We start from the raw sequence: 18,547 nt of genomic DNA, 5'->3' as shown, positions 1-18,547 counted from the left end.
CGGCCGCGGGCCGTCGAACGCCGGCCCGCGGCCGCCGAATATCAGTCTCCCGCCTGCTGGAACGCACCCACCGACGCGTTCGGCTTGTCCGCGGCGCCCTTGCCCGCCACCGGTCCGAACTTCCACGGGAAACTCTGCGACGCGTCGCTCCCCGGCAGGGACACCGTCATCGACGTGGCCGCGAGGCCTGTCGCGTCACCGTCCCCGGCGCGCACGTAGCTGACCGAGAACGTCGCGGAGTCGCCCTTGGCGAGCTTGAGCTTCTCGGACTTCGCGCCCGACAGCGTGGCCACCGTGGCCGACGTGCCGCCCGCCTTCAGCGTGACGACCGGGAAGCCGTCGAGCGTGCACGGCGCGCTCTGGTTCGTGATGCTCACCGGCACCTCGCCGGTGTCGCCGGCGGCCGGCGCGACGCTCGCCGACCCGACCTGGACGGATACGGTGCCGACCTCGCAGGCCGAGCTGTTCTTGCCGCTGGCGCCGCCGTTGCCGTCGTCGCAGGCGGTCAGGGCGAGGGCGGCGGCGAGAGCCGTGACGGTGAGCGGAATGGCGCGCATGAGCAGATCCCCATCGAGGTCGTGGCGGTGTCCCAGCATCATCACGCCCCGGCCCGGGTCCCGCGCGCCCACCCCCTGCCCCTGGCCGCCGCACGGACCGTCCTCTCGGCCGGTACGGGCCGGTGCCGGGACGACTCAGCAGTGGATTATGCCCCTATCGCCCCGATAAGCCCTACTGTCCGAGGGCCGAGGTGGGCAGTCCCGACGGCAACTTGCCGCCCTCCGCCCTGGTGTACGTCTCCTCGCCGGCTTTGCCTGACCAGGTGACCTTCATGCCGCTCTTGCTGACCGTGTCGACCATTCCGGTGACGCGGTCCTTGCCGCCGCCCGTGCAGGTGAGGTGGATCATCCGCATGCCGGCCTCCTCGCCGGCGGTGCCGCTGCACACGGACCCGCCGGTCTCGAAGAGTCCGGCCTGCTTGCCCGTGACCACGAGCGCGACGATCTTGCCGCCGCTCGTGGTGATCCAACTGCCCTGCAACGCGTCGGACTTGTCCGCGGTGTCGTCCGATCCGGAGGTGGCGGACGCGGACGAGGTGCCCGGGGAGGTGGGGGAGGAGTCGCCGCCGGAGCCATCGCTGCTGCAGGCGGCCAGGGTGAGCGCACCCACCAGCCCGGCCGCGGCGGCCGCGATCCGTACGGCCGCTCGCGCCGCCGGCCGCGCGGTCGGTCGCGTGTCCGCCGCGGCCGTGGCCGTCCGGGTGGGTGTCGTAGCCGTACTCGCCGTAGCCGTGGTCACCGCAACGCTCCCGAGCTCCTAGGGTCGGCCGCCCCGCCGACCGGGCGACAGCCGCAAGCTACCAGCACTCCCCAGGAGGGCCCACGGACGCGGCGCGGGCTCCCATCACATCTTCACGCCCCCTGCCCCCTGCCGAGCTGCTCGTGCAGTGGCAGATGCACGAGGCCGAGGATGTCCGTCCGGTGACCGATCCCGGTCCGGTCCGTCTCGCTCACCGGACCATCACATGGACGCTGGAACAGGAACGCCGCGGTATGCGTCTCTTCCTAATACACGCGGGGTTCGATCCGGACGGCCCGGCGCGGACGAGGGCGCGGAAGATCATGGGCGAGGGCTGGTGATCGCATGTCCGGGCAGCTCCGGGGCAGACGCTCAAACAGCTTCGGTAAAGCGGTCGTCAAAGCTGTAATCGCAGGAACACCCCCCGTGCACGTGCATCTGCTCATGCATCTGCACGTGAACGGGGCTATGATCCGGATCAGTTGACCATTGCATCAATGGTCACATCAGCCAGTTGGTGCACCACCGGGGAGCGACCTGTGAACCTCGACGTTGACGGCGTGTACGGGGGGTTTGACGTGTACAACGGCATGGCTGCGACGCAGCTGGACGGAGTGGCCTGGCAGAAGAGCAGGCACAGCAACTCGCAGGGTTCCTGCGTCGAGTTCGCGCGGCTGCCGGGCGGCGACGTGGCGGTGCGCAACTCGCGCTTCCCGGACGGTCCGGCGCTCGTCTACACGCGCGCGGAGATCGAGGCGATGCTCCTAGGTGTGAAGGACGGCGAGTTCGACCACCTGATAGTGAGCTGAGGCCGCCCGCGTCGGACGGGAGTCGCGCGTCGACCTGGAAGTACGCGGTCACGCACGGAGGTTCGCGGGCGCCCGATGGGTGTTCGCGCGGTGAGTGAGCGGCAACGCGCGTAGAAACCCGGCGTCCGAAGGCGCCGGGTTCCGCTATTCGGCGGGCTGGAGCCGGAACAGCGCCCAGACCACCTTGCCGCTCAGGGCGCCGGCCAGCGGGTGCCAGCCCCAGCTGTCGCTGAAGGAGTCGACCAGGAACAGCCCGCGGCCCGACTCCGCGGAGAAGTCGTCGGAGTCCCTGGGGGCGGGGGTGCCGTGGCTCGGGTCGCGCACCGCGCACACCAGCCGCTCGGTCCACCGCATCAGATGCAGCCGTACCGCAGGGGCGTGCGGTCCGGCGGAATGCTCGGGCTCACCGGGCACCGCGTGCCGCAGGGCGTTGGTGACGAGTTCCGAGACGACGAGGCATATGTCGTCGAAGCGCTCGCCGACGTCCCACTGGTCGAGTGTTCTCCTGGTGAACTTCCTGGACTCGCGCACGGCTTCGTAGCGGGCCGGGAGGGCACAGGAGGCCGCGCTGGACACGGCCGCGGGATCAAGCGGCGGAAGGCCCTGCCTTAATGGCTTGAGCATGGTCGATCCATTCGTCCCCATGCGAGGCACTCCCGGGAATTCGCGGTCGTTGCGATGCAGCGGTGGCGCGGGACCATGGTTTCGGATGCGCAGAGCAGATGCAAGGGCAGATGCACGTGCACGCGACCGAATTGGACCCTCCCGTACCGCTTGTTGGCCATTTTTTCCGCCAACTTGCAGCTGTTGGCTCACTACCTGCTTGCGTCTTCGTGTGCTTAAACTTTGGCCGCTTTCCGTTTCCGTAACCGGGCGAGTACTGCTCGGAGTGTTTTAGTGGCAGACTGCGGGCCCTGAAGACGGTTGGGGAGGCTGGCGAACGTGAGCGCGGGAGAGCCTGGATCGGTGGTGCGGCGAATGCTGCTCGGCTCGCAACTCAGGCGGCTGCGCGAGGCCCGGGGCATCACCCGCGAGGCCGCGGGCTACTCGATCAGGGCCTCCGAATCGAAGATCAGCCGCATGGAGCTCGGCCGGGTGAGTTTCAAGACCAGGGACGTGGAAGACCTGTTGACGTTGTACGGCATCACCGACGAGGTCGAGCGCGAGCAGCTCGTCTCCCTCGCCAGGGAGGCCAACGTGGCGGGGTGGTGGCACAGCTACTCGGACGTCCTGCCGAGCTGGTTCCCCACCTACGTGGGCCTGGAGGGTGCCGCGCATCTGATCCGCGCGTACGAGGTGCAGTTCGTGCACGGCCTGCTGCAGACCGAGGAGTACGCGCGCGCGGTGGTGCGGCGCGGCATGAAGGGGGCCAGCGAGGCCGACGTCGAGCGCAGGGTGACCCTGCGCATGGAGCGGCAGAAGTACCTGGTGGCCGAAAACGCCCCCGACTTCCACATCGTCCTCGACGAGGCCGCCCTGCGCCGGCCGTACGGCAGCCGCGAGGTGATGCGCGGCCAGCTCCAGCACCTGGTCGAGATCTCCGAGCGGTCCAACGTCCGGCTCCAGATCATGCCGTTCAGCTTCGGCGGGCACTCGGGCGAGGGCGGTTCCTTCACGATCCTGAGCTTCCCGGAGTCCGACCTGTCCGACGTGGTCTACCTGGAGCAGCTCACCAGCGCCCTCTACCTCGACAAGCGCGAGGACGTCGCCCAGTACGAGCTGGCGCTGAAGGAGCTCCAGCAGGACAGCCCCGGACCGGACGAGAGCCGGGACCTGCTGCGCGGACTGCTCCAGCTCTCCTAGATATATCTCCGCACGTGGGGATTACCCTCGGACCCGTCCGGAGATCGCCGAACTGGTGTCCCAACTGCCCTGTCACGCGGCTACGATGACGCGTGATCAGACCGTGATGTGGATGTGGATCGGGTGGCCGCATCGACTGCCGACGCAGCAGGGGATCGAGGGATCACATGTCGTCCTACTTCACCGACCTGGCCCAGCAGTACATCGACGGTGAGTGGCGCCCGGGGACCGGGTCCTGGGACATCATCGACTTCAACCCGTACGACGGCGAGAAGCTGGCGTCGATCACCATAGCCGCGGTCGACGAAGTAGATCAGGCCTACCAGGCCGCCGCGCGCGCCCAGAAGCAGTGGGCCGCCACCAACCCCTACGCCCGCCGCGCCGTGTTCGAGAGGGCCCTGCGTCTCGTCGAGGAGCGGGAGGCGGAGATCACCGAGGCGATCATCGCCGAGCTCGGCGGCACGCATCTGAAGGCCGGCTTCGAGCTGCACCTCGCCAAGGAGTTCCTGCGCGAGTCGATCCAGTGGTCGCTGCGCCCCGAGGGCCGGATCATGCCCTCCCCGGTGGACGGCAAGGAGAACCGGGTCTACCGCGTGCCGGTCGGTGTCGTCGGTGTGATCAGCCCCTTCAACTTCCCCTTCCTGCTGTCGATCAAGTCCGTCGCGCCGGCCCTGGCCCTCGGCAACGCCGTCGTCCTCAAGCCGCACCAGAACACCCCGATCGTCGGCGGCACCCTGGTCGCGAAGCTCTTCGAGGACGCCGGCCTGCCCGGCGGCCTGCTCAACGTCGTCGTCACGGACATCGCCGAGATCGGCGACGCCTTCATCGAGCACCCGGTCCCGAAGGTCATCTCCTTCACGGGCTCCGACAAGGTCGGCCGGCACGTGGCCACCGTCTGCGCCTCGCTCTTCAAGCGGTCGGTGCTCGAACTGGGCGGCAACAGCGCGATCGTCGTCCTCGACGACGCCGACATCGACTACGCGGTCGACGCGGCGGTCTTCAGCCGGTACGTCCACCAGGGCCAGGTCTGCATGGCCGCCAACCGCGTGCTGGTCGACCGCTCGATCGCGGACGAGTTCACCGAGAAGTTCGTCGCCAAGGTCCGGACCCTGAAGGCCGGTGACCCGCAGGACCCCCGGACGGTCATCGGCCCGCTGATCAACTCCCAGCAGGCGGAGTCGGTTTCGGCCACGGTCGAGCAGGCCGTCGCCGAGGGCGCCACCGCCCTGGTGCACGGCGCGACCACCGACAACCTGGTCGAACCCTCGGTCCTCACCGGCGTCCCGGCCGGGTCCGAGCTGCTGCGCCAGGAGGTCTTCGGCCCGGTCGCCTTCCTCATCCCGTTCGACGGCGAGGAGGAGGCCGTACGCATCGTCAACGACACTCCCTACGGCCTCAGCGGCGCCGTCCACACCGGTGACGTCGAGCGGGGCGTGTCCTTCGCGAAGCGGATCGACACCGGCATGTTCCACGTCAACGACGGCACGGTCCACGACGAGCCGGTCGTCCCCTTCGGCGGGGAGAAGCACTCCGGCCTCGGCCGGCTGAACGGCGAGACCACCGTGGACGCCTTCACCACCCTCAAGTGGATCTCGGTCCAGCACGGCCGGAGCGGCTTCCCGTTCTAGTCCCGCCGACGGATTCCGGCCGAGTCCGGTGTCGTTCGGGCCGGTTCGGCGACCCCGGGCCCTTTAGGACGCTATCTGTCCTAAAGGGCCCGTAGCTTCTTCCGTGTCAGGGCAACAGGGCCCGAGGAAAGGCGGCCGGTCATGGTCACTCACGTTCCCGCGGAAGCACAGGGCGACGAGCGCGGAGCGCTGCTCTCCTTCATCGAGGAGCAGCGCGGCGGCATCCGCCGGGCCCTGCTCGGCCTCACGGACGAGCAGGCGACGAGCAGGTCGAGCGCGAGCGAGCTGACCCTGGCGGGTCTGCTCAAGCACTGCGCGGAGGTCGAGCAGAGCTGGATCGCCCGCGCCAAGCAGGAGCCGCCGGCGATCGAGCGCGACCAGTCGAACTGGCACGAGACCTTCCAGCTGGTCGGCGACGAGACGGTGGCCTCGCAGCTCGCCCACTGGGAGCAGGTCGCGGCCGAGACGGAGAAGTTCATCCGCTCCGTCCCGAGCCTCGACGACACCTTCCCCCTTCCGCCGCAGCCCTGGTTCCCGCCGGAGGGCCGGGTCTCCATGCGGTGGGTCTGCCTCCACCTGATCCGCGAGACCGCCCGGCACGCGGGCCACGCCGACATCGTCCGCGAGTCCCTGGACGGGAAGACGGCCTTCGAGCTCGTCGCCCTGGAGCAGGCCTCCTAGCCGCTGCCCGGTCCAGCCCTCAGTGGTGGAAGCTGGTGGCCGCGCTCTTGTCGTGGGTCAGCGGATGCGGCTGCCGGCGCAGTTCGGGCAGCAGCCGGGCCAGGTCCTCCAGGAACAGCTCGGCCAGGTCCTTGGAGAAGCCGTTGCGGCACACCACCCGCAGCACGGACAGGTCCTCACGGTTGGCCGGGAAGGTGTACGCCGGTACCAGCCAGCCGCTCTCGCGCAGCCGCCGGGAGACGTCGAAGACGTCGTACGACGTCACGTGGTCGGCGGTGGTGAAGGCGAACACCGGCAGCTCGTCGCCCCGGGTCAGCAGCCGGAAGTCGCCGAGCGCCTCGATGCGTTCGGCGAGCCCGGTGGCCACCTCCCGCGAGGCCTGCTGAACGGCCCGGTAGCCGTCCCGGCCGAGCCGCAGGAACGTGTAGTACTGCGCGACCACCTGGGCGCCGGGGCGGGAGAAGTTGAGGGCGAAGGTGGGCATGTCGCCGCCCAGGTAGTTGACCCGGAAGACCAGTTCCTCGGGCAGCGCCTCCTTGTCCCGCCACAGCGCCCAGCCGACGCCCGGGTAGACCAGGCCGTACTTGTGGCCCGAGGTGTTGATCGAGGCCACCCGCGGCAGCCGGAAGTCCCACACCAGGTCCTCGTCGAGGAACGGCGCGATCATCCCGCCGGACGCGCCGTCGACGTGCACCGGGACGTCGAGGCCGGTGCGCTCCTGGAGGGCGTCCAGGGCGGCGCAGAGGTCGGCGATCGGCTCGTAGGAGCCGTCGAAGGTGGATCCGAGGATGCCGACCACCCCGATGGTGTTCTCGTCGCACAGCTCGGCGGCGGCCTGCGGGTCCAGGTGGTAGCGGTCGCCCTCCATGGGTACGAACCGGGGCTCGACCTCCCAGAAGTTGCAGAACTTCTCCCAGCAGACCTGGACGTTGATGCCCATGATCAGGTTCGGGCGGGCGGTGGCCGGATAGCGGTCGGCGTTGCGCTGCGCCCAGCGGCGCTTCATCGCCAGCCCGGCCAGCATGCAGGCCTCGCTGGAGCCGGTGGTCGAGCAGCCGATCGTGCCGGTCGGATCCGGTGCGTTCCACAGGTCGGCGAGCATCGCCACGCAGCGCCGCTCCAGTTCGGCGGTACGCGGGTACTCGTCCTTGTCGATCATGTTCTTGTCGTCGCACTGGGCCATCAGGACGCCGGCCTGCGGCTCCATCCAAGTGGTGACGAACGTGGCCAGATTCAGCCGGGCGTTGCCGTCCAGCATCAGTTCGTCGTGCACCAGCTGGTAGGCCGTCGAGGGCGGCAGCGGACCGTCCGGCAGCCGGTGTGTGGGCGGGGCCTCGGCCATGCCGGCGACCGGGTTCGCCTCCCCGAAGAACGGGTTGACGGACATCGAGCGCTCGTGGTGCTTACCGGATCCCTTGTGCAGCGGCATGACAGGTGCCTCCTAGAGCGGTTCACGAAGTTCAGCGCAGGGCCGTGCCGTCCGGCCGCAGTTGCATTCTGGGGCGCCCGGTCACCATCAGCCACGCGGGCAGCGACGCGACGCACAACAGCGTGATGATGCTCGTCGAGGCCACCAGCACCGCGGCCGTGAACAGGCTGATCCAGCCCTGGCGGGTGATCGCCAACAGCATGCCCAGCACACCGGCCGCCACGCCCACCGAGGGCGGCACCGCGGGCACCAGGGCGTGTGCGCACAGCCCGAGGGCCGCGCCGATGAACACGGAGGGAAAGATCCGGCCACCGCGGAAACCGCAGGAGGACGCGACCAGCAGCGCGGCCAGTTTGACGACCGCCATCACGGCGTACTGGCCGGCCGACCAGCCGGCCGGATCCTTCGCGAGTTCGGCGACCTGGTCAAGCCCCTTGAAGAGCGTCAGACGGCCGCCCAGGGCCGCCAGCAGGCCGAGCACCAGCCCGCCGACCGGAAGGGCCACCATGGGGTGCCCGAGGCGCCGGAAGGCGCCGTGGACGAAGGGGAAGGCGTAGACGGCGCACATCCCGAGCAGTGCGGCGGCGGGGGCGATCACCACGACCGCCAGCAGGTCGGGCCAGCGCGGGTGGCCGAGCGGAGGCAGGCCGAGGTCGAGGGTCGGATGAGCCACCAGAGCGGTCGTCATCGCGCCCGCCCCCGCGGCCGTCAGCGGCCCGAAGAGGTTGTCCCACAGCGCCCCCTTCAGCGGTTTCCCGGCCAGCGCCTCGGAGATCACCAGGGCGGCCGCCACCGGGGTGCCGAACAGCGCGCCGAGCGTCGCCGCGTCGGCCAGCGCCGGCCACAGCGAGCCCGGCAGGCGGGGCATCGCCAGGCGCCCCAGCCAGAGCGCCAGCCCCACGTTCACGGCGATGATCGGGTTCTCGGGGCCCAGGCTCGGGCCGCCCGCCAGCATCAGCACGGCCGCCAGCAGCAGCCCGGGCAGGGCGGCCGGCGGCAGCGCCACCGCGTCCAGGCCCAGGGTGGCCGGATCGGGCCCCGCGTGGCCCGGCACCTTCCACACCACCAGCCCCACCGCGATTCCGGTCGCGGTCAGCATCACCAGCATCCACGGCACCGAGTAGCGTCCGATGCCGAGCGCGTCCGGCAGGTCGTCCCAGAGCACGTGCTGCAACCGCTCCGCCACCGAGCTGACCAGCAGGAAGAGCAGGCTGCAGGCGACGCCGACGACGAGGGCGGGGGCGATCAGCGGCAGCAGGGCGCGTGCGGGGGTCGAGGGCGGGGTGGGGAGAGCCTGCTCCGCGGTGTCCTGGGCCACCGACTCACCATAAGCGGGCAAAAGCGACCGAACGCCCGGAACGGGACCGGCGCGCTGAGGCCCGGGACACGACGGACTTGCACCTCACGTCACGTGAGGGCCCAGGGTGGAGCACGGAAAGGAGCGGAAGTGAGCTACTCCGTCGGACAGGTCGCGCGATTCGCCGGCGTCACCGTGCGCACCCTGCACCACTACGACGAGATCGGCCTGCTGGTCCCGGGCGACCGGAGCCACGCCGGACACCGGCGGTACGCCGAGGCGGACCTCGACCGGCTGCAGCGGATCCTGTTCTACCGCGAGCTCGGCTTCCCGCTCGAGGAGGTCGCGGCCCTGCTGGACGACCCGGAGGCGGACCCGCGCGCGCACCTGCGGCGCCGGCACGAGCTGCTGACCGCCCGGATCGAGAAGCTGCGGAAGATGGCCGCGGCCGTGGAGCACGCCATGGAGGCACGCAGAATGGGGATCGACCTCACACCCGAGGAACGCTTCGAGGTCTTCGGAGACAATGACCCCGAGCAGTACGCCGAGGAGGCCGAGCAGCGCTGGGGCGGCACCCGGGCCTACGCCGAGTCGCGGCGGCGGACCGCCGGCTACACCAAGGCCGACTGGCAGCGCATGAAGGCCGAGGCCGACGACTGGGGCGGGCGTTACGCCGCCCTGGTGAACGAGGCCGAGCCGCCCACCGGCACCCGGGCCATGGACATGGCCGAGGAACACCGGCGGCACATCTCGGCCTGGTTCTACGACTGCCCGTACGAGATGCACCGAGGTCTCGCGGCGATGTACGTGTCCGACGAACGCTTCAAGGCGTACTACGACTCCATGGCGCCGGGCCTGGCCGAACACCTGACGGCGGCCATCGAGGCGAACGCGGCCCGCCACACGGCGTGACCGGACGTCCGTCCGGGCCTCCGCGGGGGCCGCTCGCCGCCGTATCCTTCGACCCACGTCCACAGCCGTTCCCCGGGGCAGGCACAGTGCACCCGGGTTCCACCCGTGGAACCCGGGGCGGACACCTTGCGTTGATAGCTTTGTGCGGCCGCACAAGGAACCCGTAGTGCCCTCACCCCACAGGAGCCCGGAACCGTGACGACCGGAACCGAGATGACGCTGGCCCTCGGGCCGAGCTGGCTGGACCCGAACAACCTTCTCGACTCGTTCGGCATCTGGGGCCTGCTCCTGGTGGTCTTCGCGGAGTCCGGCCTGCTCATCGGCTTCTTCCTGCCCGGTGACTCGCTCCTGTTCACCTGTGGCCTGCTGATCACCTCGAACAAGATGGACTTCCCGCTGTGGGGCGCGATCGCCCTGATCTGCGCCGCCGCGATCCTCGGCGACCAGGCGGGCTACATGTTCGGCAAGAAGGTCGGCCCGTCGCTCTTCAACCGCCCGAACTCGCGCCTCTTCAAGCGGGAGAACGTCGAGAAGGCGCACGAGTTCTTCGAGAAGCACGGCCCCAAGTCCCTGATCCTGGCCCGCTTCGTGCCGGTGATCCGCACGTTCACGCCGATCATCGCCGGCGTCAGCGGCATGGCCTACCGCTCGTTCCTGGTGTTCAACGTCATCGGCGGTGTCCTGTGGGGCGCCGGGGTCACCCTGCTCGGTTCCTGGCTCGGCAAGATCGACGTCGTGAAGAACAACATCGAGGCGATCCTGATCCTGATCGTGCTCGTCTCGGTGGTCCCGATCGCCATCGAGTTCCTGCGGGCCCGCGCCAAGAGCAGGAAGGCTGCGCCGGCCGGTGAGCAGCCGCTCCCGCAGCACCCCGCCCCGCCGGTGATGGACGACGCGACGACCCGGCTCCGCCGGATCGAGCCCGCGTACACCCCGCAGCAGCCCCGGCAGCAGTACGACGGTCAGCAGCCTCAGCCCCGGCAGCAGTACGGCGGCCAGCAGCCTCAGCCCCGGCAGCAGTACGGCGGGCAGCAGCCTCAGCAGCAGTACGGGCAGCCCGAGCAGTACACCCCGCAGCAGCCCTACTACGACCCGAACGGCTACGACCAGCAGAACGGCTACGGCCAGAACGGCTACGACCAGCAGTACAACCCGTACAGCGAGGACCACTACCGAGCGCCGTGAGCGGCCACGTCCTGCTTTCAGGGGCGCTGGGAGCCGCGCCGGCCGCCCCCACGGCGCCGCGGTGGCGCACGGACCGCCGTGTCCACCCGCGCCCCTCCCGACGCGCTCAGAACCCCCGCGTCCGCTTCGCGGCCCGGCGCTTGCGCGCCGACCCCACCCGCAGGCCCAGCCGGGAGATCTCAGACCCCAGGTTGACCCCGATGGCGATGGCCATGGCGAGCGAAGCCGCCTTGGCCAGGGACACCAGCCCCTTGTCGACATCGTTCTGGGCCATCGACAGCAGTCCGAAGTAGGTCGCCGAACCCGGCAGCAGCGGTCCGATCGCGGCCGTCGTGTACGGCAGCGCGGAGGCGAACCGGTAGCGCGACAGCAGCTGCCCGAACAGCCCGACGAGACCGGCCGCCGCGGCCGTGGAGGCGACCGGGGAGATTCCCCCGGCGTAGTGCATCGCGCCGTACACGCACCAGGCCACGCCGCCGTTGAGGGTCACGGCCAGCACGGTGGACCGTTCCTGCTGGAGCAGGACGGCGAAGGTCAGCGACAGCACCATCGACGCGGCGATCTGCAGCAGCGGCCGCTCGGAGCCGATCAGGGCCGCGTCGGGGTTGAGGCGGCCGCCCAGCTTCACGCCGAAGTACAGGACCGTCAGCACCCCGATGACGATGCCGACGAAGAAGTACATGACCTCCAGCAGCCGGGCGGAGGCGGTGATGTAGAAGCCGGTGAGGCCGTCCTGGACGCCCGCGACCAGAGCCCGCCCGGGCAGCAGCGCGAAGAGTCCACCGGTGACGACGGCGGACGCCTTCACGTCGACGTGGGCGAGCGCGAAGGCGACCCCGATCGCCGCCGGCGGCATCGCGGCGATCATGAACTGGTAGAACTCCGGCAGCCCCCGCCCCGCGCACAGCCACGCCAGCCGGTCACCGAGCATCGCGCCGATCGCGGCCGCCACGAACACCAGGAAGTCACCGCCGACGAGCACCGAGGCGGCCCCCGCGAGCAGTCCGCTCGCGCCGGTCAGCGCCCAGCCGGGGTAGGGGTGCCGGTTGCGGCGGATCTCCGCGAGCCGCCGGTAGGCCTCCTCCAGGGAGACATGGGTCTCGGGATCGGTGAGGTCGTCCACGAGCCGGAAGACGGCGGCCAGACGCGTGTAGTCGGTCCCGCGCCGCCGCACCGTCCGGGACGCCGTCACCGGGTCGTCGACCAGGGACGGCTGGTAGGAGATCGCCAGCAGCGTGAACGTGACACCCGGCTCGCAGCGGTCGAGGCCGTAGGACCGGCAGACCGCGAACATCGCGGCCTCGACGTCCTCCGCGCCCTCGCCGCCCGCCAGCAGCAGCTCCCCGATACGCAGCGTCAGGTCGAGCACGCGCGGGACGGCGGGTCCGTCCTCCTCGACCTTCTGCACCGGCTCCGGAGCCGGCCGCTCGGCCACCGGCATGCGCAGCATCGTGCGCATCCGGTCCTGCCAGGGCGCGTCCTTGACGAGACTGACCGTGGGGAACCCGGAGGCGGGCGTGAAGGCGTTCGGGCCGTCATGGGCGCTGTAGGTCTCCGGCGTGCTGAACGCCGAACCCTCCGGCTCGCCGCTCGCCGGCTGCGGCGTCGTCAGCCCCCTGGGCACCACGAACTCGGACGTGGTCTCGGGCTCGACAGCGGCCTCGGGAACCGCGATGCCCGCCGGAACGGCGAACTCGGACGTGATCTCCGGGTCGTACCGCGCCTCGTCAGAGCGGGGCTTGTGATCCTCCTCCGTCACCGTCGTAACGCTCCCTGAACGACAACTTCATGTACGCCTCAGTATGCGCATGACCACTCAGCGGCCACAAAAACCTGCTCGCGCCACGGAGGCGGGCACGAAAAACGGGCCGCACGCGTGCGTGCGGCCCGTTTCCGGTGTGCGGCCGGTCGTTCAGTGACCGCCCTGCTCCTTGAAGCGCTTGTACGAGCGCTCGATCTCGATCTCGGCGTCGGTGCGGCCCACCCAGTTGGCGCCCTCGACCGACTTGCCGGGCTCCAGGTCCTTGTAGACCTCGAAGAAGTGCTGGATCTCCAGACGGTCGAACTCCGACACGTGGTGGATGTCGCGCAGGTGCTCCACCCGGGGGTCGGTGGCCGGGACGCACAGCAGCTTGTCGTCGCCGCCCGCCTCGTCCGTCATCCGGAACATGCCGATCGCGCGGCACTTGATGAGGCAGCCCGGGAACGTCGGCTCGTCAAGAATGACCAGCGCGTCCAGCGGGTCGCCGTCCTCGCCGAGAGTGTTCTCGACGAATCCGTAGTCGGTCGGGTAGGCGGTCGAGGTGAAGAGACGACGGTCCAGGCGGATCCGACCGGTCTCGTGGTCCACCTCGTACTTGTTCCGCGAACCCTTCGGGATCTCGATCGTGACGTCGAACTCCACCGGTGGCTCCTCCATGATCAACACATAGTTCTGGTGGTTAAGTGTCCCTCACGCTGGTGTGTGATCGCGAAAGGGGCTGGTGGTCGTGCCAGAGCTGAGGCCTTGGCAGTCCGCGAAACCGCGTGTGCGGAAGATCGCGGATGCCGTCCGACCGGGTCTGGCACGCGTGGTCACTGCCGTGAAACCGCAGGTCAAGCGGTTGAGGCGACTGGTCGGAGCGCAGCTGGCGCGCCTCGGGCGCGTCGGTGGACCCCGGCCGGCCGGCCCAACCCGCCCGCCTCGTCCCCGGACCGTCGGGACCTGGCGGTACACCGCGGGCGCCGTCACGGCCGGGCTCGCGCTGGCCGCCGGTGCGGTGACCGCGGCCGGCCCCTGGGACGCCAGCGGCCAGCGTACGGCCGAGCGGGACCGGGCCGCCGCCCCGCACCGGACGGGTGGCGCAGATCACGGTTCCGGCGTCGCCGCGGGGGAGCCGGATCCCGCGCCCAGCGCCGGATCCGTCCTGACGGGCCTCGGCACCGCCACGAACACCGTGAAGTCGGCGCCGAGCGGGGAGCCCGCCGGGATCACCGGAACGGCCGTCACGGACCTCCTGGGCCCCCTCCTGGACTCCTCCGCGCTCGGCGGCACCCGTACCGCCGTGGTCGTGGACGTGGCCACCGGCAGGCGCCTGTACGGCACCGGCGCCGACACGGCCCTGACCCCCGCCTCCACCACCAAGATCGCCACCGCTGTCGCGGCCCTGTCCGCTCTCGGTCCCGACCACCGCATCACCACGCGCGCGGCCCTCGAACCCGGGACGAGGGAGGTCGTCCTGGTCGGCGGCGGCGACCCCACCCTCACCGCCCGCAAGGACCCGGACGGCTGGGCCAGCCTGCGCGACCTCGCCGCCCGCACGGCGAAGTCGCTGACCGAGCGGGGTATCCGGCAGATCACGCTCTCGTACGACACCACGCTCTACAGCGGCCCCGACCAGCACCCCATCGGCGTCAACGAGAACCTCGCGCGCGTGAGCCCCCTCATCGCCGACGAGGCCCGCAGCAACGGCTCCGTCAGCGGTCCGGCGACCCGGGTGGCCGACCCGGGGGCCGACGCCGCCCGGCAGTTCGCCGGCTTCCTGGCGCAGGCCGGCATCAAGACCTCGGCGCCAGGCACCTCCAAGTCGAGCAGCCGGGCCGACACCCTCGCCACCGTCACCTCGCCGCCGCTGTCCGCGATCGTCGAACGCATGCTGACCAACAGCGACAACGACATCGCGGAGGCACTCGCCCGCCAGACCGCGCTGGCGAGCGGCGGGCCGGCCAGCTTCGCCGGGGGAGCGGCCGCGATCCACGCCCAACTGGCGAAACTGGGCCTGCCGATGGCCGGCGCCGCCTTCCACGACGGCAGCGGTCTGAACCGCGACGACAAGCTGACGGCGAACCTGCTCACCGCCCTGCTCGTCAAGGCCGCCGACGCGGACCGGCCCGGCCTGCGAACGGTCCTCACCGGCCTGCCCGTGGCCGGTTTCACGGGCACCCTGGCCGCGCGCTACAGGGACGGCGCGGCAGGTGTCGTCAGGGCGAAGACCGGCACCCTGACCGGGGTCAACACCCTCGCGGGCACCGTCGTCGACAAGGACGGCCGCCTGCTGGCGTTCGCGTTCCTCACCGCCGGTACCACGAACCCGCCGGAGGCCCAGGCGGCCCTGGACCGGACGGCGACGGCGCTGGCGGGGCTGTGAGACGCCCCCGGTGTCCCGCCGGACGGCCCGCCCGCGCGCGGGTCGGCGCCCTCCCGGCGCGGGCCGGTGTCCCGCCGGTGCGGCCGCTCGCGCCGTCGGTGGCCGCCCGCCCACCCGGCGCCCGAACCCCACCCCACCGCACAAGTCACGCCAACCTCACCAACCTCCACGGCCTGCCCCAAGTGGGAGCGCTAACGTACGGTTGACGCATGACGAGCATCGGTGGCGCTGCTTCTTCTGGGATGGTCGACTGGAATCTCGCGGTCGCGACCGCGACCCGGCTCGTACGGCCGGGGCCCGAGGTCAGCCGTGACGAGGCCCGGGCCATCGTCGCGGAGCTGCGGCGGCACGCGAAGGCCTCGGAGGAACACGTCCGGGGCTTCACTCGTATGGGCGACGACGACATCCACGACACCCCCGTCCTGGTGGTGGACCGCCCGGGCTGGGTGAAGGCCAACGTCGCCGGCTTCCGCGAACTCCTGAAGCCACTGCTGGACAAGATGCAGGAGCGGCGGGCCGCCGGTCCCGGCGGCGCCGTCCTCGGCGCGGTGGGCGGCAAGGTGACCGGCGTGGAACTCGGCATGCTGCTGTCGTTCCTGTCCTCCCGGGTGCTCGGCCAGTACGAGACCTTCGCCCCCGCCTCCCGCGACCTCCCCGCGGACGAGCACGGCGGCGGTCGGCTGCTCCTGGTCGCCCCGAACATCGTCCACGTGGAGCGCGAACTCGACGTACGGCCCCACGACTTCCGCCTGTGGGTGTGCCTGCACGAGGAGACGCACCGCACCCAGTTCTCGGCCGTGCCCTGGCTCCGCGCCCATCTGGAGGGCGAGATCCAGGGGTTCCTCTCGGAGACCGACGTCGACCCGATGACCGTCCTCGAACGCGTCCGGGACGCCGCCCAGTCGCTCGCCGGTGGCCGCCCCGAGACCGAGGAGGACGACGGCGGACGGTCGTTCGTCGAACTGGTGCAGACCCCCGCCCAGCGCGAGATCCTCGGCCGTCTCACCGCGGTCATGTCCCTCCTGGAGGGGCACGCCGACTTCGTCATGGACGGGGTCGGACCGGCGGTGGTGCCGACCGTCGCCGAGATCCGCGAGAAGTTCCAGCAGCGGCGCGCCAAGGGCGCGTCCCGCCTGGACATGACCCTGCGCAGGCTGCTCGGTCTGGACGCCAAGCTCCGCCAGTACCGGGACGGCGAGCGGTTCGTGCGGGCCGTCGTCGAACAGGTCGGCATGGACGGCTTCAACCGCGTGTGGACCTCGCCGAACACCCTGCCGACGAAGTCCGAGATCGCCAAACCGGCGGACTGGGTCGCGCGGGTGCACCGCAAGGCCGAGTCGTGAACCTGCGCGGGCGGGTTGAACGAAATCCCGTCGACGGCAGGCGAACGCCCCTTCAATCACCCGTCCGAGGGACCGTGAGCGATGGGTAGGCGTGCGATGCTCGGGGAACGGCCTGTTTCTGTCACCATCGTCACACTCTGAGTGACCGATCTCGGGCTCATCCCCCGAAAACTTCATGAAGGGAACCGGACATGGGTCCCCATCCTGCGGTCGCGGCGATACGCCTGGCGGTCCGCCGCGTCCTCCACGACATCCTCACCGACGACAGCTGCAGCAGTACCACCGGTGAACACGCCGGTGGGCGCATCGTCGCGCGCCGCACGCGCTCCGTCGGAGACATCCCGGGGCAGTCACCGAACGAGCGGCCCCCCTCCCCGCTCGTCCTCGTGGCGTGTTCCGGCGGCGCCGACTCGATGGCGCTCGCCTCCGCCCTCGCCTTCGAGGCCCCCAAACTCGGCGTGCGCGCGGGCGGCATCACCGTCGACCACGGCCTGCAACCCGGCTCCGACCTGAGGGCCGAGGAGGTCGTCGTCCGGCTGCGCGAGCTCGCCCTGGACCCGGTCGAGTCGATCAGCGTGACCGTCGGCCGCGACGGCGGGCCCGAGGCGGCCGCCCGGGACGCCCGTTACGCCGCCCTGGACGCCGCCGCCGAGCGGCACGGCGCCACCGCGGTCCTGCTGGGCCACACCCGCGACGACCAAGCCGAAACCGTCCTGCTGGGTCTGGCCCGCGGCTCCGGCATCCGCTCCCTGTCCGGAATGGCCGCGGTCTCGGGGGCCGGCGGCCGTTACCGGCGCCCGTTCCTCCAACTGGACCGGCAGACCGCCCGCAAGGCCTGCATGGTGCAGTCCCTGCAGGTCTGGGACGACCCGCACAACGCGGACCCGGCCTACACCCGCTCCCGGCTCCGCCACGAGGGCCTGCCCGCCCTGGAGAAGGCGCTGGGCAAGGGGGTCGTGGAGGCACTCGCCCGCACCGCCCAGCTCTCCCGCGACGACGCCGACGCCCTCGACACCTGGGCCAGCCAGGCCGAGGCCTCCGTGCGCGACGCCGCGGGTCTGCTGGAGTGCGCCAAGCTCTACGCCCTGCCGCCCGCCGTCCGCCGCCGGATCCTGCGCCGGGCGGCCATCGAGGCGGGCGCGCCCGCCGGTTCGCTCTTCGCGCGGCACATCGAGGAAGTGGACCGGCTGATCACCGGCTGGCGCGGTCAGGGAGTGATCAATCTCCCTGGCAAGGTCGTGGCCCAGCGGCAGGGTGGCAGACTGGTTATCCGGCAAGGCTGAATCCGCACCCTCCGGGGTCCGGGCTCCGCCGGTGGGACGACCGAAAGTGATGCGGGTGGACGCGAAAGACATGGGTGCCGACCTCCAGCGGGTACTCATCACCAAGGAAGAGATCGACGCGAAGCTGGTCGAGCTGGCCGCGAAGATCGACGCGGAGTACGCGGGCAAGGACCTGCTGATCGTCGGTGTGCTCAAGGGCGCCGTGATGGTCATGGCGGACCTCGCCCGGGCGCTGTCCACCCCCGTCACGATGGACTGGATGGCCGTGTCCTCCTACGGCGCGGGCACCCAGTCCTCCGGTGTGGTGCGGATCCTCAAGGACCTCGACACCGACATCAAGGGCAAGCACGTCCTGATCGTCGAGGACATCATCGACTCCGGGCTGACCCTGTCCTGGCTGATCAACAACCTCGGCTCCCGCGAGCCCGAGACCCTGAAGATCTGCACCCTGCTGCGCAAGCCGGACGCGGCCAAGGTCGCCATCGACGTCGAGTGGGTCGGGTTCGACATCCCCAACGAGTTCGTCGTGGGATACGGCCTCGACTACGCCGAGAAGTACCGCAATCTCCCGTTCGTCGGTACGCTCGCGCCCCACGTCTACGGCGGCTGAACCCCGGCTGATAGGCCGGAGGGTCCACTTGCGTAAGACGATCGGGAACCCCAGCGGGTTTCGCGCCGTTGGAGCATGCAGAGACGGGCTTGCCAGTCCTCCCAGCCGCTCCGTGCGGCTTTGGGTGACAAAGCTGGGGTACCG

The 18,547-nt window shown here is 70.7% G+C and carries 17 protein-coding genes; 10 read left to right on the top strand and 7 right to left on the bottom strand.

The window, feature by feature from the left end; all coding sequences use genetic code 11:
• Nucleotides 1–41: 41 nt before the first annotated feature.
• Complete coding sequence (locus ACFY3I_RS39230; protein WP_390865728.1) at nt 42–557, bottom strand: DUF4232 domain-containing protein; 516 nt, start codon at nt 555–557, stop codon at nt 42–44.
• 172 nt (nt 558–729) lie between these two features.
• Nucleotides 730–1,296 (bottom strand): hypothetical protein, encoded by a 567-nt coding sequence (locus tag ACFY3I_RS39225; RefSeq protein ID WP_390865727.1) that lies wholly within the window; start codon nt 1,294–1,296, stop codon nt 730–732.
• A 590-nt stretch (nt 1,297–1,886) separates the two neighbouring features.
• Between ACFY3I_RS39225 and ACFY3I_RS39220 the strand changes: the two genes are divergently transcribed.
• The gene (locus ACFY3I_RS39220) at nt 1,887–2,105 is read left to right on the top strand and encodes a DUF397 domain-containing protein (protein WP_052270045.1); all 219 of its coding nucleotides are present in this window, start codon (nt 1,887–1,889) and stop codon (nt 2,103–2,105) included.
• Between the two features lie 144 nt (nt 2,106–2,249).
• On the opposite strand, the gene ACFY3I_RS39215 is transcribed toward ACFY3I_RS39220, so the two are convergent.
• Nucleotides 2,250–2,729, bottom strand: a complete 480-nt coding sequence (locus ACFY3I_RS39215; RefSeq protein WP_390865726.1) for an ATP-binding protein — start codon at nt 2,727–2,729, stop codon at nt 2,250–2,252.
• A 354-nt stretch (nt 2,730–3,083) separates the two neighbouring features.
• Between ACFY3I_RS39215 and ACFY3I_RS39210 the strand changes: the two genes are divergently transcribed.
• The 3 genes from ACFY3I_RS39210 to ACFY3I_RS39200 all read left to right on the top strand — a co-directional run bounded on the left by ACFY3I_RS39210 (nt 3,084) and on the right by ACFY3I_RS39200 (nt 6,217).
• On the top strand, nt 3,084–3,908 hold the full coding sequence (locus tag ACFY3I_RS39210) for a helix-turn-helix transcriptional regulator (RefSeq protein ID WP_365286831.1): 825 nt from the start codon (nt 3,084–3,086) through the stop codon (nt 3,906–3,908).
• Between the two features lie 167 nt (nt 3,909–4,075).
• Nucleotides 4,076–5,536, top strand: a complete 1,461-nt coding sequence (locus tag ACFY3I_RS39205; RefSeq protein ID WP_390865725.1) for an aldehyde dehydrogenase family protein — start codon at nt 4,076–4,078, stop codon at nt 5,534–5,536.
• A 141-nt stretch (nt 5,537–5,677) separates the two neighbouring features.
• The gene (locus tag ACFY3I_RS39200) at nt 5,678–6,217 is read left to right on the top strand and encodes a DinB family protein (protein WP_365286510.1); all 540 of its coding nucleotides are present in this window, start codon (nt 5,678–5,680) and stop codon (nt 6,215–6,217) included.
• A gap of 19 nt (nt 6,218–6,236) precedes the next feature.
• On the opposite strand, the gene ACFY3I_RS39195 is transcribed toward ACFY3I_RS39200, so the two are convergent.
• Nucleotides 6,237–7,646, bottom strand: a complete 1,410-nt coding sequence (locus ACFY3I_RS39195; RefSeq protein WP_390865724.1) for a glutamate decarboxylase — start codon at nt 7,644–7,646, stop codon at nt 6,237–6,239.
• Between the two features lie 31 nt (nt 7,647–7,677).
• A complete protein-coding gene (locus tag ACFY3I_RS39190; RefSeq protein ID WP_390865723.1) occupies nt 7,678–8,964 on the bottom strand; it encodes an ion channel protein in 1,287 nt (428 codons plus the stop codon).
• Between the two features lie 129 nt (nt 8,965–9,093).
• Here ACFY3I_RS39190 and ACFY3I_RS39185 point away from each other — a divergent pair, with 129 nt between their 5' ends.
• Complete coding sequence (locus ACFY3I_RS39185) at nt 9,094–9,855, top strand: MerR family transcriptional regulator (protein WP_390865722.1); 762 nt, start codon at nt 9,094–9,096, stop codon at nt 9,853–9,855.
• Nucleotides 9,856–10,068: 213 nt separating this feature from the next.
• Nucleotides 10,069–11,040, top strand: coding sequence for a VTT domain-containing protein (locus tag ACFY3I_RS39180; protein WP_390865750.1), 972 nt, complete (start codon nt 10,069–10,071; stop codon nt 11,038–11,040).
• Between the two features lie 106 nt (nt 11,041–11,146).
• On the opposite strand, the gene ACFY3I_RS39175 is transcribed toward ACFY3I_RS39180, so the two are convergent.
• Together ACFY3I_RS39175 and ACFY3I_RS39170 are read right to left on the bottom strand one after the other, a co-directional pair.
• Nucleotides 11,147–12,799 carry a threonine/serine exporter ThrE family protein gene (locus ACFY3I_RS39175; protein ID WP_390865721.1) on the bottom strand — a complete coding sequence of 551 codons (1,653 nt, stop codon included), beginning with the start codon at nt 12,797–12,799 and terminating at the stop codon, nt 11,147–11,149.
• A 153-nt stretch (nt 12,800–12,952) separates the two neighbouring features.
• Entirely contained in the window at nt 12,953–13,444 is a 492-nt protein-coding gene (locus ACFY3I_RS39170; protein ID WP_010044289.1) for an inorganic diphosphatase, read from the bottom strand.
• 79 nt (nt 13,445–13,523) lie between these two features.
• Between ACFY3I_RS39170 and dacB the strand changes: the two genes are divergently transcribed.
• From dacB to hpt, 4 genes are all read left to right on the top strand, one after another.
• A complete protein-coding gene (dacB, locus tag ACFY3I_RS39165; RefSeq protein WP_390865720.1) occupies nt 13,524–15,167 on the top strand; it encodes a D-alanyl-D-alanine carboxypeptidase/D-alanyl-D-alanine-endopeptidase in 1,644 nt (547 codons plus the stop codon).
• 209 nt (nt 15,168–15,376) lie between these two features.
• The gene (locus ACFY3I_RS39160; RefSeq protein WP_365286498.1) at nt 15,377–16,510 is read left to right on the top strand and encodes a zinc-dependent metalloprotease; all 1,134 of its coding nucleotides are present in this window, start codon (nt 15,377–15,379) and stop codon (nt 16,508–16,510) included.
• A gap of 191 nt (nt 16,511–16,701) precedes the next feature.
• Complete coding sequence (gene tilS / locus ACFY3I_RS39155) at nt 16,702–17,793, top strand: tRNA lysidine(34) synthetase TilS (protein WP_390865718.1); 1,092 nt, start codon at nt 16,702–16,704, stop codon at nt 17,791–17,793.
• 49 nt (nt 17,794–17,842) lie between these two features.
• Nucleotides 17,843–18,403 (top strand): hypoxanthine phosphoribosyltransferase, encoded by a 561-nt coding sequence (gene hpt, locus ACFY3I_RS39150; RefSeq protein WP_360492421.1) that lies wholly within the window; start codon nt 17,843–17,845, stop codon nt 18,401–18,403.
• Nucleotides 18,404–18,547: the final 144 nt, after the last annotated feature.

The sequence above is a fragment of the Streptomyces sp. NPDC001068 genome (assembly GCF_042897315.1).
Taxonomy (GTDB): domain Bacteria; phylum Actinomycetota; class Actinomycetes; order Streptomycetales; family Streptomycetaceae; genus Streptomyces.
Note: the sequence above shows the minus strand (reverse complement) of the source record. Positions and strands in the feature narration are given on the sequence as shown.